This is a genomic window from Paenibacillus sp. JJ-100 (assembly GCF_948329825.1).
Classification (GTDB): domain Bacteria; phylum Bacillota; class Bacilli; order Paenibacillales; family Paenibacillaceae; genus Paenibacillus.
Genome location: NZ_CAOJCM010000002.1, coordinates 499,105 through 515,667, shown reverse-complemented (window position 1 = coordinate 515,667; position 16,563 = coordinate 499,105). Strand labels below are relative to the sequence as shown.

General features: G+C 46.1%; 22 protein-coding genes. 16 read left to right on the top strand and 6 right to left on the bottom strand.

The annotated features are described in order from the left end of the window. The first annotated feature begins 17 nt into the window (after positions 1-17). Positions 18-725, top strand: a complete 708-nt coding sequence (gene lipB / locus PQG66_RS09005; protein WP_272037354.1) for a lipoyl(octanoyl) transferase LipB — start codon at positions 18-20, stop codon at positions 723-725. 33 nt (positions 726-758) lie between these two features. Here the strand turns inward: lipB and prli42 are convergent, their stop codons facing one another. Further along, positions 759-860: a stressosome-associated protein Prli42 gene (gene prli42, locus PQG66_RS09000; RefSeq protein ID WP_188591092.1), complete on the bottom strand. Its 102-nt coding sequence runs from the start codon at positions 858-860 to the stop codon at positions 759-761. An 81-nt stretch (positions 861-941) separates the two neighbouring features. Here prli42 and PQG66_RS08995 point away from each other — a divergent pair, with 81 nt between their 5' ends. Next, complete coding sequence (locus PQG66_RS08995) at positions 942-2,072, top strand: M20/M25/M40 family metallo-hydrolase (RefSeq protein WP_272037353.1); 1,131 nt, start codon at positions 942-944, stop codon at positions 2,070-2,072. A gap of 87 nt (positions 2,073-2,159) precedes the next feature. Here the strand turns inward: PQG66_RS08995 and PQG66_RS08990 are convergent, their stop codons facing one another. Then, the gene (locus tag PQG66_RS08990) at positions 2,160-2,297 is read right to left on the bottom strand and encodes a Z-ring formation inhibitor MciZ (RefSeq protein ID WP_272037352.1); all 138 of its coding nucleotides are present in this window, start codon (positions 2,295-2,297) and stop codon (positions 2,160-2,162) included. Positions 2,298-2,443: 146 nt separating this feature from the next. Between PQG66_RS08990 and PQG66_RS08985 the strand changes: the two genes are divergently transcribed. From PQG66_RS08985 to sigF, 11 genes are all read left to right on the top strand, one after another. Then, positions 2,444-3,037 carry an NUDIX domain-containing protein gene (locus tag PQG66_RS08985; RefSeq protein WP_272037351.1) on the top strand — a complete coding sequence of 198 codons (594 nt, stop codon included), beginning with the start codon at positions 2,444-2,446 and terminating at the stop codon, positions 3,035-3,037. Between the two features lie 2 nt (positions 3,038-3,039). Continuing rightward, complete coding sequence (locus PQG66_RS08980; RefSeq protein ID WP_442955087.1) at positions 3,040-4,257, top strand: endonuclease Q family protein; 1,218 nt, start codon at positions 3,040-3,042, stop codon at positions 4,255-4,257. A 139-nt stretch (positions 4,258-4,396) separates the two neighbouring features. After that, positions 4,397-5,026 carry a stage II sporulation protein M gene (gene spoIIM / locus PQG66_RS08975; protein WP_272037349.1) on the top strand — a complete coding sequence of 210 codons (630 nt, stop codon included), beginning with the start codon at positions 4,397-4,399 and terminating at the stop codon, positions 5,024-5,026. Positions 5,027-5,133: 107 nt separating this feature from the next. Then, on the top strand, positions 5,134-5,601 hold the full coding sequence (gene fur / locus PQG66_RS08970) for a ferric iron uptake transcriptional regulator (protein ID WP_272037348.1): 468 nt from the start codon (positions 5,134-5,136) through the stop codon (positions 5,599-5,601). 157 nt (positions 5,602-5,758) lie between these two features. Beyond that, positions 5,759-6,001 carry a DUF4227 family protein gene (locus PQG66_RS08965; protein ID WP_272037347.1) on the top strand — a complete coding sequence of 81 codons (243 nt, stop codon included), beginning with the start codon at positions 5,759-5,761 and terminating at the stop codon, positions 5,999-6,001. Positions 6,002-6,091: 90 nt separating this feature from the next. Beyond that, on the top strand, positions 6,092-6,982 hold the full coding sequence (locus PQG66_RS08960) for a tyrosine recombinase (protein ID WP_272037346.1): 891 nt from the start codon (positions 6,092-6,094) through the stop codon (positions 6,980-6,982). A gap of 197 nt (positions 6,983-7,179) precedes the next feature. Next, positions 7,180-8,004, top strand: a complete 825-nt coding sequence (locus PQG66_RS08955) for a purine-nucleoside phosphorylase (protein WP_272037345.1) — start codon at positions 7,180-7,182, stop codon at positions 8,002-8,004. A 220-nt stretch (positions 8,005-8,224) separates the two neighbouring features. Then, entirely contained in the window at positions 8,225-9,400 is a 1,176-nt protein-coding gene (locus PQG66_RS08950) for a D-alanyl-D-alanine carboxypeptidase family protein (RefSeq protein ID WP_442955068.1), read from the top strand. A gap of 142 nt (positions 9,401-9,542) precedes the next feature. Continuing rightward, a complete protein-coding gene (gene spoIIAA / locus PQG66_RS08945) occupies positions 9,543-9,896 on the top strand; it encodes an anti-sigma F factor antagonist (RefSeq protein ID WP_272037344.1) in 354 nt (117 codons plus the stop codon). Then, positions 9,893-10,348, top strand: coding sequence for an anti-sigma F factor (gene spoIIAB / locus PQG66_RS08940; protein ID WP_272037343.1), 456 nt, complete (start codon positions 9,893-9,895; stop codon positions 10,346-10,348). Before spoIIAA ends, spoIIAB begins: the two co-directional genes overlap by 4 nt. 14 nt (positions 10,349-10,362) lie before the next feature. Further along, a complete protein-coding gene (sigF, locus tag PQG66_RS08935) occupies positions 10,363-11,118 on the top strand; it encodes an RNA polymerase sporulation sigma factor SigF (RefSeq protein ID WP_090922432.1) in 756 nt (251 codons plus the stop codon). 121 nt (positions 11,119-11,239) lie between these two features. Here sigF and PQG66_RS08930 read toward each other — a convergent pair whose 3' ends face one another. From PQG66_RS08930 to PQG66_RS08915, 4 genes are all read right to left on the bottom strand, one after another. After that, positions 11,240-11,650 (bottom strand): GNAT family N-acetyltransferase, encoded by a 411-nt coding sequence (locus PQG66_RS08930; RefSeq protein ID WP_272037342.1) that lies wholly within the window; start codon positions 11,648-11,650, stop codon positions 11,240-11,242. Between the two features lie 61 nt (positions 11,651-11,711). Continuing rightward, positions 11,712-12,212, bottom strand: a complete 501-nt coding sequence (locus tag PQG66_RS08925) for a GNAT family N-acetyltransferase (RefSeq protein ID WP_272037341.1) — start codon at positions 12,210-12,212, stop codon at positions 11,712-11,714. Positions 12,213-12,346: 134 nt separating this feature from the next. Then, positions 12,347-12,613 carry a CD3324 family protein gene (locus PQG66_RS08920; protein WP_272037340.1) on the bottom strand — a complete coding sequence of 89 codons (267 nt, stop codon included), beginning with the start codon at positions 12,611-12,613 and terminating at the stop codon, positions 12,347-12,349. A gap of 613 nt (positions 12,614-13,226) precedes the next feature. Then, complete coding sequence (locus tag PQG66_RS08915) at positions 13,227-13,475, bottom strand: hypothetical protein (protein ID WP_272037339.1); 249 nt, start codon at positions 13,473-13,475, stop codon at positions 13,227-13,229. 290 nt (positions 13,476-13,765) lie between these two features. Here PQG66_RS08915 and PQG66_RS08910 point away from each other — a divergent pair, with 290 nt between their 5' ends. Genes PQG66_RS08910 through PQG66_RS08900 form a run of 3 tightly spaced genes read left to right on the top strand, consistent with a single transcriptional unit; the run spans position 13,766 to position 16,511 of the window. Then, positions 13,766-14,422, top strand: a complete 657-nt coding sequence (locus tag PQG66_RS08910; RefSeq protein ID WP_272037338.1) for a stage V sporulation protein AA — start codon at positions 13,766-13,768, stop codon at positions 14,420-14,422. After that, positions 14,403-14,831 carry a stage V sporulation protein AB gene (locus PQG66_RS08905; protein ID WP_442955067.1) on the top strand — a complete coding sequence of 143 codons (429 nt, stop codon included), beginning with the start codon at positions 14,403-14,405 and terminating at the stop codon, positions 14,829-14,831. Before PQG66_RS08910 ends, PQG66_RS08905 begins: the two co-directional genes overlap by 20 nt. Before the next feature lie 30 nt (positions 14,832-14,861). Next, the gene (locus PQG66_RS08900; RefSeq protein WP_272037336.1) at positions 14,862-16,511 is read left to right on the top strand and encodes a spore germination protein; all 1,650 of its coding nucleotides are present in this window, start codon (positions 14,862-14,864) and stop codon (positions 16,509-16,511) included. Positions 16,512-16,563 lie beyond the last annotated feature (52 nt).

Genomic DNA, 16,563 nt, shown 5'->3' with positions numbered 1-16,563 from the left:
AAGGATGTGGGGAAAACATGGGCAAACCGCTGAATGTGGCATACATACCAATGCTTGATTATGAAGCGGCATGGAATCTTCAAAAATCAATTGTTCGACAGCTGGATAAAGGTGAAGGCCCCGAACACATGCTACTTTTACAGCATCCGCCAACGTATACGATTGGAACGCAGAATCATCCGGAGCATCTGCTCTGGAGTGAGGAAGAGTTAAAAGCACAAGGTATTTCCTTGTTTCAAATTGATCGCGGCGGTGATATTACTTATCATGGGCCGGGTCAACTGGTAGGTTACCCATTATTGGTACTGGGACGAGATGAGAAACTGGATCTGCATCATTACTTGCGTACATTGGAACAGGTAATGATCGATTATCTTGCGGATCAGGGAATTCAATCTGGTCGTAAAGAGGGTTACACAGGCGTATGGATCGGTGATCTGAAGATTGCTGCGATCGGCATCAAGTTCAATCGCTGCAAGCATGGACGTGGTTTTGTGACGAGTCACGGTTTTGCTTTCAACATTACCTCAGGTATTCAGCTTGCCGGGTTTCAAGGAATCGTTCCATGTGGAATTCAACAGTATGGGGTGACGTCGCTCGAGGATATCACGGGTAAGTCATACTCGGTTGAGCAAGTAGCCTATGACATTGTGCCTTATTTTCAGCGTTTATTCCCGTATGATCTGAGTTGGGTAACGGAAAAAGAAGCCCTCCAGCGTCTGTAGAACAGAACATCGGAAGAGCTTCAGGGTGGGTGACTATCCAAACAATAGCGGTTCCAGCGCGATGAAAAGAGTGGAGCCAATCATGGCCGCCAGCATGAGATAGATCACAATTTTGAACCATTTCTTGTTTTGCATGAAGAGAGAACTCCTTTCAGACCTTTTAAACAAGCCATAGTACCTGTATTGTATCGTATCTACGATAGGGAGGAAAGTCTAATGATTAATGAACAACGTGTAATAAAGCAATTTATGGAATTGGTTCAGATTGATAGTGAGACAAAAAATGAACAAAATATATCGAAGGTGTTAAAGGAACAATTCGAAGGTCTTGGTCTTCATGTTTACGAGGACGATACGATGAATGAGACGGGTCACGGGGCGGGCAATCTGGTCGTTACGATGGAAGCTGCTGGCGTGGAAGGTGTTGAGCCGATGTTCTTCACTTGTCACATGGACACCGTGACCCCTGGACAGGGGATCAAACCGGAGCTGGGCGAGGACGGATGGATCCGCAGTGATGGTACAACTATACTTGGAGCGGATGACAAAGCGGGCATTGCAGCTCTATTTGAAGCGATTCGTGTCATTCAGGAGAATAACATTCCGCATGGCAAAATTCAGTTCGTGATTACCGTCGGTGAAGAGTCTGGCCTTGTAGGAGCTCGTGCGATGGATCCGAAGGATATTGATGCTAAATTTGGATATGCACTGGATTCGAATGGAGCTGTGGGTACGATCTGCGTAGCTGCTCCAGCAAGAGCTGAGATTCAAATGAAAATTTATGGGAAGTCAGCACATGCCGGTGTGAACCCGGAAGATGGAATTAGTGCAATTCAGGTTGCAGCCAAAGCAATTGCTGCAATGAAGCTTGGACGCATTGATAACGAGACGACAGCTAATATTGGCAAATTCCAAGGTGGGTCTGCTCTGAATGTGGTATGTGACTTCGTTCAGATTGAAGCGGAGGCCCGTAGTATTGTGCAGGAGAAAATCGAACAGCAGGTCGCCCAAATGCGCGAGGCACTGGAGACGACATGCCGGAAATTCGGTGCAACAACAGAGTTCCGTAGTGAAATCAAGTATCCTGCATTCGGTTTCCATGACGACCACGAAGTCGTGCAACTGGCACAGCGGGCGATTCGTAGTATTGGCCTGGAAACAAGCACGTTTGCTTCTGGTGGAGGAAGTGACGCTAATATTTTTAACGGATTTGGTATCCCAACGGTGAACTTGGCTGTAGGGTATGAAGACATCCATACAACTAAAGAGCGCATACGAGCGGCGGATATTGTGAAGCTGTCTCAAGTCGTGATCGCGATTGTACAGGAAACGGTTGCTAACAAGTAAGGACAGTAAACTGCCGATTTGATTACACAGAATTTAAAAGTCCGAATTCGGTTCAACCCGGGTTCGGACTTTTTGAACAACACTAGACTAGCTCTTTCGTCCAGCCAGCATGTCACTTAATTTGGTTTCGGGGCCCCATTCCCGCATCCATTGTTTAAGAATAAGCTGTACTTGTCTGGCTTGTCCGACTACATGTGCAGATTGAGGCGTGAGATAACTTTTCATTCAGTGAGTCCCCCTTATTTCTCGCATTACACTTGAGATAGTACGTAAGTTTAGATTCTTATAAGCTCACCATATGCCTGAAATTATCACTTTATACATCTCAGTTCGATTGAACTCATCACAAATGAAACGGAGTTGAACTATACATGAAATCCAGAACATCTGCTGAATCCATTTATGCGCCGCAACCGGCGAATCCCAAGCTTGATGAAGTAACGGTATCCTCTAAGGCGATCTTTGAAGGTAAAGTAATTTCACTTCAGGTAGATACTGTACAGTTGCCTAATGGGCAAACGGCGACCAGAGAAATCATTAAACATCCAGGAGCAGTAGCAGTACTGGCGATCAAGGGAGATCGTATGCTCGTCGTGGATCAGTATCGCCAAGCCATGGGGCGTACGGAAGTAGAAATACCTGCGGGTAAACTGGACCCGGGAGAACAACCCGAGGTGGCAGCTGCGCGTGAGCTGAAGGAAGAGACGGGCTATGAAGCGAAATCGCTGCGGCACTTGAGGTCTTTCTACACGTCACCGGGTTTTGCGGACGAGATCATTCACCTCTATATGGCGGAAGAGCTTGAAGCTGGAGAGATGGCACTCGACGAAGATGAATTTCTTGAAGTGGCGGAGATTACGCTAGAGGAGGCATACAGACTGATGGACGAGAATCGGATAAGTGATGCCAAAACGATGATGGCTGTGTATGCTTGGGAGATTTACAGAACGACAGGACGGTTGTAATGATGCAACATCAAGAGGGAATGACGAGACGATGGAATCCCTGTTATTCGGACCTGCATATTCATATTGGACGTACGTCCCGCGGTGAGGCAGTTAAAATTAGCGGCAGCCGCGACCTGACCTTTGAGAATATTGCCCTGGAGGCATCCACACGCAAAGGAATTCATCTCTTGGGAGTTATTGATTGCCATTCTCCTGTTGTGCAAAAAGATATTGAGGAGTTACTCCATAAAGGTACAATGTCGGAGATAGAGGGGGGCGGGATTGCGTATCAAGATACTACAATTCTACTGGGAACGGAGATTGAGCTCCGCGAACCTGAAATGAAAGAATTCCATATGCTGGCCTACTTCCGAGATCTGAATACGATGAAGTCTTTTACCACATGGATGATGCGTTATATGAAAAATGTAAACCTAAGCTCTCAACGTGTATATGTCCCTGTAACTGAGATGCAAGCAGAGATTAAGGCTCGTGGGGGCCTAATTGTCCCTGCACATGTATTTACACCGCATAAGGGTATCTATGGAAGCACAGCGCCACGTATGGCAGATGTGCTGGATACCAGCCTTATAGATGCGGTCGAGCTCGGACTAAGCTCAGACTCCTCCATGGCGAGTTACATCCGTGAAATGGATCATCTTCCTTTTCTGACCAACTCGGATGCGCATTCACTGGGTAAAATCGGACGGGAATATAATGAGCTTCACATTGCGTCCCCTTCCTTCGACGAGTTCCGAATGGCGCTGCGAGGGGAAGAGGGGAGGAGCATTACAGCCAATTATGGGTTGAATCCAAGATTAGGTAAATACCACCGGACGTATTGTGCAGCATGTGGCAGCGTAATGGACGAGAAAGATCTGTCCGCAGACCGATGTCCGCTTTGTGGAAGCCCAAAGCTTGTTCAAGGGGTGCTGGATCGTATTCTAGCCATTGCGGATCGGGAACAACCGGAGGTACCAGCAGACCGCCCGCCTTACTATTATCAGGTTCCACTAGAATTCATCCCTGGACTTGGCAAAGCCAAGCTTCGTCAGCTACTGGATCGTTTCGGCACAGAGATGGATGTGCTGCACCGGACCGATGAAGTTCAACTAGCTGAAGTCGTGGGTCCCATACTTGCTGAACTAATCGTGGCCGCTCGCAATGGACAGTTGGCATTGTCTTCTGGAGGGGGAGGCACGTACGGGAAGGTGACAGAGAACCTACGGAAAACGTAAAATCTAAAACAGGCAGCGTGTAACGATATGGACAAGAGGCATACAGGCGAGTTCCGGTTCATATGCTGAATCGTAAGGGATAATCAAGACCGAAATCATTCCTTGCAGCAGGATAACTGGAAAGGAGACCCGTACCTGTATGCGTTCTTCTTATTTTACGTTCAAGGGGCAAACCTCGTTATATGTATTTGTAGCTGTCTTGTTTCTGGTCGGTGTTATCTTTGGTGCATTAATGGTTAACGCTCTCTCACTAGAACAACGACAGGATCTTGAAGGGTATCTTGGTAACTTCTTCATGACCGTGCAACATAGTTCTCAGGGGATGGAGAGTACAGCTTACTGGGACATTGCGATGCTTCATCTCAAGTGGATCGGACTTATCTTCATTCTTGGTTTGTCCGTTGTGGGGTTGCCAGGCATACTCATTTTAGATTTTCTAAAAGGCGTATTGATCGGGTTTACTGTGGGTTATCTTGTGGGACAGTATTCATGGAAAGGCTTGCTGTTTGCACTTGTATCCGTAGCACCACATAATCTGTTCGTCATTCCAATCCTGATCATCTGTAGTGTGGCTGCCATGACATTCTCATTATATATCATCCGTAATCGCCTCTTAATGAAACGAGCACCAGGCCGCCAAAAACCATTTGCTTCTTATATTATTTTAACAGTCTTTATGGCAGTGTTGCTTCTTGGTGTAGCGTCTTTTGAAACCTGGGTTACGCCCGCTATGATGCGCTGGGTCACTCCAATGCTGCTTCCTGTCTAGCTTCTATGAGATGTCCTAAAATATTGACTTTAATATTAGACTCCCCCTATAATGGAAAGAGTGGGTTAAGTTGCAGTGTGCAGTGATTTCCTAGGGGGAGGGAGAAAATGGAAGCACGGATTGATAAAATTAAGCAGCAACTACAGTCCCAAGGTTATAAATTAACGCCCCAGCGGGAAGCCACCGTCAGAGTACTTTTAGAGAATGAAGAAGATCATCTGAGTGCAGAGGATGTATTCATGCTCGTTAAAGAAAAAGCTCCCGAAATCGGTCTGGCAACCGTGTACCGTACCCTCGAACTACTGAGTGAGCTGCATGTTGTAGAGAAAATCAACTTCGGCGACGGTGTAGCGCGTTATGATCTGCGCGGAGATACATCCAAGCATCACCATCATCACTTAATCTGCGTGCAATGCGGAAGTATGGATGAAATTCGTGAGGACTGGTTAGGGCCGCTTGAAGAACGACTGGAGCGGGAATTTAATTTCTCGGTAGTAGATCACCGATTGGACTTTCATGGAGTTTGTTATCGTTGCAAAGCTAAAAATGAACAAAAGCCCAAAGATGAAGAATAACATAGCCTATCTTCAAGCTCTCACCGGCGGTTTTGACGGGGGAGCTTTTTTGGTCCCGTACCTCGTGTGAGGTCTGTCGCTGTGGCATATTCCCGTCTGACATGTCATACCCTGTTTCAAGGGCATATTGGACTTGATGAGGGAAGGGGAATATCCAATGATTATATCTTTACGGAGAGGGCTCCGTTTTATACGATTTATTGTGTTTTTTGCTGCGCTTGTGTATTTGTTCTATCACATTATGGATTTCTTCAACGGCTGGATCTCACCCGTAGATCACTATCAGATACCATCTGGTAATGCAGTTAAGGTATTTCAGGAAACGGATTGGCCAGGCACTGGAGAAGCACGTCCTACGATGGCGGAGCGCCTAAGACTATTCTATTGGTACGGGGAATAGCTGCAAGGGGAAAGAGACTCCGGCAGCCAGGGATGCAAATACGAAAGCAGCCTGCCAATCGGCATTGCTGTCAGATGAGGAGTGTCGTACATGAATCAGACCATACACGCCTATGCTTTATACCTGGAAGAAGATAAGGGAATGTCTAGCAGCACGCTAGAATCTTATCTCCGAGATGTGGACAAGTTCGTGGAATTCGTGAAAAAGGAATACGATATTCGCAGGCCAGAAGAAGTTAGACGAACCCATGTTGTGTTGTTTGTAGGTCGACTCAAACAGGATGGTCGGGCGAATGCAACGATTGCCCGTAGCATCGTATCCTTACGATCCTATTTTCATTTTTTGATGCGGCGCGGCGAGATTGTACAAGACCCTACGTTTGACGTGGAGGCTCCCAAGGCTGACAAAACACCTCCTCAGGTTCTTACTCTTCAAGAGATTGAATTATTGTTGGCCTCCCCTGATGTTAGCTCTCCTCAAGGTGTTCGAGATCGCGCCATGCTGGAGTTGCTGTATGCTACTGGCATTCGGGTGTCGGAGCTAATTGCACTTGATGTACGGGACGTACAGCCGGAGATGCGCTTTATACGCTGCGGTGGAGCGGGTAAAGAACGAATTCTCCCCATCGGTGCACCGGCTGCGCATTGGGCCAAAGTGTATATCGAAGAGTTTCGTGAGCTTTTGCTTAAGGCTGGAACAGACGAGCAGGCCCTTTTTGTGAACGTATCCGGAAGGCGTCTGACTCGGCAGGGATTTTGGAAGCTGCTGAAAAAATCAGCAGTAGACGCAGGCATTTCAGGAGAGATTACGCCGCACACGCTACGACATTCATTCGCAGCCCACTTGATCGCTAATGGGGCGGATACTCGTGCAGTGCAGGACATGCTTGGTCATGTTGAACAACCAGGGCAACAATATAGCCAGCATGGACGTAAAACGATGAAAGAAATTTATGAAACCCATCATCCGCGAGCAAAATAATTTTTGGCGCACACTCTTCACAATTAATAGAGGATGAATGGCCCTTTTTAAGTTAAACTATATTGGAAACCAACAAAACGCCGTTATACATACGCAGGTTCCATGATTGGAATGGTTTCATGACACCATGACAAGCACAGGGTGTACCTGCCGATTCATAAACGGATCGTTTCTACTTTAAGGAGGAACAACATCGGATGACAGCATTAAACCAACAGATGATTTCAGAAGCAGCATCTTATATTCAAAGTAAAAGCTCCATCAAGCCGGAAGTCGGCTTGATTCTCGGCTCAGGTCTTGGCGTTCTTGCTGAACTGATTGAAGACGGCGTGAGCATTGCATATCAGGATATTCCACATTTCCCTGTGTCCACTGTAGAGGGACATGAGGGGGAATTGCTGATCGGCACCATTCAAGGACGTCCAGTCGTGATGATGAAAGGCCGTTTTCACATGTATGAGGGCTATGGCCCGGAACTGACCGCATTCCCGGTACGCGTAATGAAAGAATTGGGAGTAACCAGCTTGCTGGTAACGAATGCTGCTGGCGGTGTCAACACATCCTATCAGGCGGGCGATTTGATGCTCATCTCCGATCACTTGAACCTGACTGGCAAAAACCCGTTAATGGGGCCAAATGACGCTGCACTTGGGGTACGTTTCCCTGATCTGTCTGAAGCATATAGCCGCCGTCTGCGTGCACTAGCCAAGGATACGGCAGCAACACAAGGTTTTAATGTGCAAGAGGGTGTATATGCCGGCATGCTCGGACCCAACTATGAAACACCGGCAGAGATCAGAATGCTGCGTACGCTAGGTGCAGATGCTGTGGGGATGTCTACCGTTTCCGAAGTGATCGTAGCTCGGCATGCGGGTCTTGAAGTGCTTGGTATTTCTTGCATCAGCAACATGGCTGCTGGCATACTAGATCAGCCTTTGTCCCATGAAGAAGTGATGGAAACGACGGAACGTGTTCGTGAAGCTTTCCTGGCGCTTGTGTTGGCAGTTATCCCTAAGATGTAACAAGATGAACAGGTAAGCAGGACAACATTAGCTAGATATCAATTAAACGTGCTACAACTCCAAGGTCTGGAGGGGCACGTTTTTTTGCGTTATCTTTTTGTTGAAAAAAAGTTAAGTAAAACCTTCTTTTAATGGAATAATTTACTTTAAACACGCCGACAATGATTAGCAGTACATGCGAGGCCTAACCACCGCGCTATTCATTTGAGGAGGGAAACTAGTGAAAAAAAGAATAATGGCATCGTTCATGACCCTTTGTATTCTGCTGCCCCTAATGACATCATCAGCTCTTGCTGAAGAAGCACCAAAGGCTGCTGGAGGTGCGGAGTTGGCTCCATCGGCAACTTCGGCTATTTTGATGGATGCAGATACGGGGACCGTTATTTATGAGAAAAACAGCCATGATCAGCTGCCTCCGGCAAGTATTACGAAAATCATGACCATGTTGCTTACGATGGAAGCGATTGGTTCAGGTGAGTTGAAATTAACGGATAAGGTTAGAACAAGTGAGTATGCGGCTTCAATGGGCGGTTCACAGATCTTCCTGGAGCCTGGTGAAGAGATGAGCGTGGATGACATGTTAAAAGGTATCGCCATGGCTTCAGGTAATGATGCGTCTGTAGCCATGGCCGAGAAGCTGGCTGGCTCGGAAGAAGCCTTTGTACAGATGATGAATGAGCGCGCACAGGAGCTGGGCATGAAGGATACACGTTTTGCTAATGCGAACGGTCTGCCTGTGGCTAATCATTATTCCTCTGCACACGATATCGCAGTGATGAGCCGTGAATTGTTGAAGCATCAAGGCATTACAAAGTATACGGGGGCTTACCAGGACTACTTACGTAAAGACTCCGAGAAGCCGTTCTGGCTCGTGAATACAAACAAACTGGTGCGCTTTTATCAGGGAGCAGACGGTTTGAAAACAGGTTATACATCCGAGGCAAAATTCTGTCTGTCGGCTACGGCGTCCAAAGATGGACTGCGTGTAGTTGCCGTTGTTCTTGGCGAACCGAATACGAAAACCCGGAACAGTGAAGTCTCCGCCATGTTTGATTATGCGTTTGCACAATACACGATGAAGGCACTATACAAAACAGGTGATCTGCTGGGCAGTCTGAAGATTGAAAAAGGTGATGTTGCTGAGCTGCCGCTGAATGCTTCTCAGAACTACAGTGTTCTGATGCGTAAAGGAGCTAAGTCAACGGATATCCGGCATGAATTAATTGTGCCCACCGAAGTAAAAGCTCCGGTCAAGGCAGGTCAAAGCGTAGGTAAGCTCGTCGTTTACCAAGGAAACGAAGTGATTAAAGAATTCGACATTCAGGCCCCACAGGATGTGGGTAAAGCTGGCTGGTGGAAGCTGTTCAAGCGTACAACCTCCAATTTGTTCGATTAAACGGCAGGAAATGCCCTTCACCCTGTCACTTGAACAGTTTTTGTAGTTAAATAGGGGTTTTCTTCTAGTTTTGTCGGGGGGCAGGAAAAGCTTTTGGCAACGTAGAAATCCTTGTTCAAGACAGGGAGGAGAGTGGGCAAACGTGAATCTGAATGTGAACATGGAGCATCACCGCGGGATTTTGATTGTACGATTATCCGGGGAGCTGGATCACCATACAGCGGATATGGTACGGATGCAGATGGATGAAGCCATCCAGCGCAGACAATGTGAGCATCTTGTGCTGAGCTTGAAAGACCTGCAATTTATGGACAGCTCTGGTCTGGGTGTTATTTTGGGAAGATACAAATTGATCAAAAATAAAGGCGGAAAAATGGTTATCTGTGATGTGAATCCGTCAGTATACCGTTTGCTGGAAATGTCGGGATTGTTCAAGATCATGCCGATATACGAAAATGAGGGAACTGCTCTCTCAGGTCTGGAGGTCGTCTCATGAATGAAGGGACAGGAACAAATTTCATGAATCTGCAATTTGCAGCCAAGTCGGAGAATGAATCGTTTGCACGGGTGACCGTGGCGGCCTTTATCTCGCAGCTTGATCCCACGATGGACGAGCTCAGCGATCTGAAAACGGTCGTCTCCGAAGCGGTGACCAACAGCATCATCCATGGATACAATAACGATCCGGAAGGCGTTGTGACGATTCAGGCCGAGATTCGCGAAGATATGATTACAATCATCGTAGAGGATCGCGGTGAAGGCATCGAGGATCTGGATCTCGCCAAACAGCCGCTCTATACGTCCAAGCCCGAACTTGAGCGGTCGGGTATGGGCTTCACGATTATGGAAAATTTCATGGATGAATTCGAAGTCAGCAGCGAGCCCGGCAGAGGCACCTCCATCAAGATGAAAAAAAGGATTGAATCCAAGAAAGCATTGTATAATTAGGGGTTGGTATTCTTATGGATGCTGAAGTGAAACCATCTTCACAGACCTATTTGGACGATGCCGAGGTCAAACGGCTGATTGCGCTCAGTCAGTCGGGTGACCATGAATCACGGGATACGCTGGTGAACTGCAACATCAGACTCGTCTGGTCCGTCGTGCAGCGTTTTATGAACAGGGGATATGAACCAGAGGATCTGTTCCAGATTGGTTGTATCGGTCTGCTCAAGTCAGTGGACAAATTTGATCTCAGTTATGACGTAAAGTTCTCGACGTATGCGGTACCGATGATCATTGGTGAGATTCAGCGTTTCCTGAGAGATGACGGAACCTTGAAGGTTAGTCGTTCGCTCAAAGAGATGGCGAACAAAGTTCGCAAGAAGCGGGACGAGCTGTCCAAACATCTGGATCGACTGCCAACCATTAAGGAAGTTGCTGCTGAACTCGGGGTTACTCCCGAGGAAGTGGTATTCGCCCAGGAAGCGAACAAACCACCGACCTCCATTCATGAGACCGTATTTGAGAATGATGGTGATCCGATAACACTAATGGATCAGATCGCAGACGAATCTCAGGAGAAATGGTTTGACAAGCTGGCGCTGAATGAAGCGATTGGCGGTCTCAGTGAGCGAGAACGACTCATCGTGTATCTGCGATACTATCGAGATCAAACACAATCTGAAGTGGCCAGCAGGCTGGGAATATCCCAGGTGCAGGTCTCACGGTTGGAGAAAAAAATATTGCAATCCATTCGCGATCAGATCGCGCAGTGATTCAGGGCTGACCTATTCATCGGTATGGGTGAAGAATCATCATAATACGACAACTAACAACCTCAATTCGCGTTATTTAGCGATGAGGTTATTTGTCGTTTTAATATTTGTTTGGAGAAAGTTACTTCAGTTTCTTGGTGAAAAAGATTTCCAAAGGTTCGTCCTCAAGAATCAAACATCCTGAATCTCGATAGCCTAATTTTCTATAAAAATGTTGCGCCCCTTCATTTGCTAATGTAGACGTCATGACCAAAGGAAAACCTTGCTTCTTCATTTCATTTTCCCAGAAAAGAAGCGCTTTCGTACCTATTCCTTCATTTCGATGTGCATCTTCAATCCAAAGCATATTCATAAAAGGTGTGTTGTCCCAAAAAAAGCTGTACCGAATCCATCCAATATTGTTCTGTTCTTCATCTTGCATGATATAGATCTCATTAGCCAAAATTTTCGGTAGGATCAGGTTCTCTATAATATGGTGGTCTTGCTCTTTAATATATTCGTAGTGTGATTGATCTGCCGCAATGATCTTCATTATGATGACTCCTTCGTTCTTGAATTCTAAAATTCTGAAAAAAGCCTCAGTTGTTAAATGTTTATTTTAAAACTTTAAAGTATTGATAGATGAGCGTTTGACTGTCTTCTTTCTCCTCTTGTTCATAAAAATCTATATCGAATGATGTGTATACATTTTTCCAAAATTGAATTGCAGGCATGTTGGTTATAAGTTGACCAACAGCATATCTCCCAGGAAGATGTTTGAACAACGCTTTACATGCAGCCCTGCCTAAACCCTGCCGGCGATAGTTTTTCGTGATGAAAAATGAATTCAAAACATAATCAGCAAATTCTTGATTGGAGAAGGGGCCGCTTTGAACCAAAATGAAACCTATAATTTTTTGATCGTGCAAGCGTATAAAGTACGGTGTTAATCCTTCCTTTTCAAAGAACCAATCCAGTACATCTAATTCGAATAGACCATTTTGGGGATTCATCTCGATGTCTTGATTAAATTCGGACAAATCATGAAGGAATAATGTCATTACATTTTTTAGAATAGATTTATCTTGTTGTTCAGCTTTTGTAATTAGAATCACAAGCCGCTCCTCCTATAAAGTTATTTCTTCAAGCGTAGCAAAGGCGCATCTTAAAAAATATATAAAAGATAATTAGAAAAATTTATTGCACACAAAAAATCACACCATAAAAATATGATGTGATTTTTTATGCCTTACTTTTTTGAATAGATAATTTTTTTGATACTATCGCTGGAAAGACAATATTCTTCAGAGAGTGCAGTAATCGTTAATCCATCGGAATATTGTTGACGTATTGCCTCGTTTCTTTGGCTTAAATATGTGCGACTTCCCGAATTTTCTCCCCACTTCTTTCTGTGGCCTTCAGGTATTGGAATGTAAACCATGCTTCCTTGGATATATTTTTGTATTTCTGTTAATAGTTCTTCTGGTAAAATGACATCGGCGTTTACATATTTCATGATCGCTCTGCTCCTTAAAATATAAAATTCAAGGTTGCAAAGCCTATCCTATAAACAAATTACCGATTTGGATATTAAGACGGTTATTACCTAAAGCTCCATACAAACAACCGCCGTTGTTTATAGATCAAGACTTTGCATGGAGCATGCGGGACGCTTACTCATCATTTCAGACCTCACTTTCAAAAACCGTTTTAAATAACTTTCTAGAATAATCGGCGGTTTCCTGCATGTACTGTAAATTTACGAAGCAGCGGAGGGATGGAATCGGTAAAGGAGCGAAGCGTGCACGTTTATCACGGGATTTCCTCCTTGAAAAGGAGAGAATCAGAAATCCGGGGATAACCAGTGACCGATACCGATCCATCCCGTAGCGCCTCACCGCCCCTATGTTTTTTCTTCGATGCACGAGCTTTCTTTCCCCTGCCCCCACTCGCAAGTTTGATTCATTTCGTTTGGAAAAGAGAGGGCGGCAGACCAGCGGAGGGACGGAATCGGTAAAGGAGCGAAGCGTGCACGTTTATCACGGGATTTCCTCCTTGAAAAGGAGAGAATCAGAAATCCGGGGATAACCAGTGACCGATACCGATCCATCCCGAAGCGCCTCACCTCCCTATGTTTTTTCTTCGATGCACGAGCTTTCTTTCCCCTGCCCCCACTCGCAAGTTTGATTCATTTCGTTTGGAAAAGAGAGGGCGGCAGACCAGCGGAGGGATGGAATCGGTAAAGGAGCGAAGCGTGCACGTTTATCACCGGATTTCCTCCTTGAAAAGGAGAGAATCAGAAATCCGGGGATAACCAGTGACCGATACCGATCCATTCCGAAGCGCTCCACCGCCCCTATGTTTTTTCTTCGATGCACGAGCTTTCTTTCCCCTGCCCCCACCCGCAAGTTTGATTCATTTCGTTTGGAAAAGAGAGGGCGGCAGACCAGCGGAGGGATGGAATCGGTAAAGGAGCGAAGCGTGCACGTTTATCACCGGATTTCCTCCTTGAAAAGGAGAAAACCAGAAATCTGGGGATAACCAGTGCCCGATACCGATCCATCCCGTAGCGCCCCACCGCCCTCTACACTCTTTTCCAACTAAAATGTAATAAATTTGCACAATCTTCAAATACTAACCTAAATTACGCAGTAAAGGAGTGCTTTGGATGTCACAGACACCCACTCCAACGGTCTACGTTCGCATGCGCAGCCGAATTCGCATCCAGAGAGGGCGAGCGGTCAAATTGCGAGATATTGCCCACGTACTGGCCTCATCCGAGGATCAGGAAGACAGGCTGCTGGAGCTGGTACTATTGCGTCCCGGACCCGAGGACGGCAACCTGATCCTCATAGACATCTTGCAGATTATTCCCCGTATTCGGCAGTTGTTGCCGAATGCAAACGTGGAGTTGATGGGGGCGGGTCATACACTAGTTGAAGTGATGGCAGGGAATGGAAAGCCGTCCAAATCACTGTTTATTTTGGTATGGTTGCTGCTGTTCTTCGGCTCAGCGCTGACCATTATGAACTTCCATGCTGACGTCAATATGCAGGAAGTGCAGATTCGTATCGTGGAGATGCTCACGGGACACCGGGACGAACACCCGTATTTGTTTCAGCTCGCCTATTCCCTTGGTATTGGCTTCGGTATGGCTGTTTTTTTTAACCATCTGTTCAAGAAGAAGTGGAATGAAGAACCTACACCGCTTGAAGTAGAGATGTTCCTGTATCAGCAAAATGTGGATCAATATGTCGTGATCGAAGAGAGCGAACGCATGCATGAGAAGCATCACAGGGAGCTGAATGACGATGGGCGTGCTTAACGGAGCGATCAGCATTGTGCTTGGTATCGCCGGAGGCGTTGCTGTGGGGAGTGGAGTGATTGCCCTCATCCTTGTACTGGACATGATTCCGAGACTGGCCCAAGTTACACAGTCCTATGACAAGACGCATTGGTATGAAGGAGCTCTGATCGGAGGTTCACTGCTGGGAACGGTAGCGGATTTTTGGCATTGGAAGATGCATGGGGTTATATTGCTCAGTCCAATTGTCGGGTTGTTTTGTGGTGTATTTATCGGCCTGCTCGCAGCGGCGCTGACTGAAGTATTGAATGTATTACCTGTATTGGCCAAAAGGCTGGGGATGAGGTCATATTTGTTTGGATTTTTGCTCGCAATGATACTGGGAAAAGTAACAGGTTCATTGTTTGACTTTTTAATATATCAGAAGTGAAGGGGTATGACAGGTTAAAGGAGGAAGAAAATGGACGAACGCAAAGATCAAATGAAGCACGAAGAGCAAGGTGAAGGAAATACCGGAGAGACAACCCACAAGTCTCCCTATGAGATACAGAAGGAAGAAGAGGAGAGAGCATACCAGAAAAAAAAGCAAAACGAGATGTCCGATAGTATTGAGGAATCCATTCAGTACTGGCAACAGAACGATGGCATCTCTCCACGCATGAATGATAACAAAAATACGCTTAAACAAGTACTTGGGCTAGGTGAGTCCTTTGATGTTACGCTTAGGGAGATGGTGCTCGGTGGCAAACACGTAGGGCTGCTGATGTTAAGCGGCTTTGCCAAGGATGAAATTCTGCTGGAAGTATTAAATAGGTTGACGTATTTGTCGCCGGATCAAATATCTGAACATGCGCTCAAGTCCTATTTTGAATGTTACATTCCCCATATTCAAGTGGAGCGTGTGGAGAAGATGAGTGCCGTCATCAACAAGGTGCTGACCGGAATGAGTGCTTTTTTTGTCGAAGGAGATCGTGCTGCCATCATTATGGATACTCGGAGTTATCCAGTCCGGTCACCTGAAGAGCCTTCCCTTGAGCGAGTAGTTCGTGGATCACGGGATGGCTTTACAGAGACATTGCTGACCAATGTGACTCTAGTGAGGCGTAGAATACGAGACCCCGGGTTAAAGTTCGAGATTATGCAGGTTGGACGGAGAACGCAAACCGACGTATGTGTTGTATACATTGACGATATCGTGGATAAGGTTGAAGTGGATACGGTACGCGAAAAAATAAAGCGTATTGATATTGATGGCATTCCGGCTGCCGATAAACAATTGGAAGAAGCAATCATTAACAAAGGGTGGAATCCGTTCCCTCTGGTCCGCTATTCTGAACGTCCTGACGTTACAGCGTCACACTTGCTGGAAGGACGAGTTGTTATTTTTGTAGACACATCTCCCAGTGTGATGATCCTGCCTACAACCTTTTTTGATCTGTGTGAGCATGAGGAAGAAAACAGGCAGACGGCTTTGATGGGAACCTACCTGCGTTGGGTACGATTTGCTGGAATTCTGATCTCGCTGTTCCTGCTTCCGTTGTGGATGCTAATGGTCATCGAGCCCTCGCTCAAACCGATGGGACTGGATTTCATTGGCCCTCAGGAAAATGTGAAATTACCGATTATTTTGCAGTTTCTGCTCATTGAGCTTGGGGTAGACCTGTTGCGGATGGCTGCGGTTCATACACCAACACCATTGGCTTCGGCCATGGGTTTGATTGCAGCGATTCTGGTTGGAGATATCGCGGTGAAAACAGGGTATTTTGTTAATGAGGTTGTGCTATACATGGCTATTGCAGCGATTGGAATGTTTGCTACACCGAGTTATGAGCTAGGACTAGCCAATCGATTAGTCAGGTTGTTATTACTCGTGGCGGTTGCGATATTTAAGGTGCCGGGTCTGGTCGTAGGAACGACGTTACTCATTGTGGCCATGACGATTCACCGTTCTTACAACTCGTCATATCTGTGGCCATTTATTCCGTTTAATGCAAAGGCATTTGGCAACTTCCTGTTCAGGTTACCCTTGCTTGTCAGCAAGAAACGGCCGTCGTTCAACAAACCACGTGACAATACCAAGATGTCCGATAATCCTGATGGCGAACTGTGAAAAAGTAAAAAACACAAATGATGTTCCTAAAAATCCATTTATCTCTTCACTT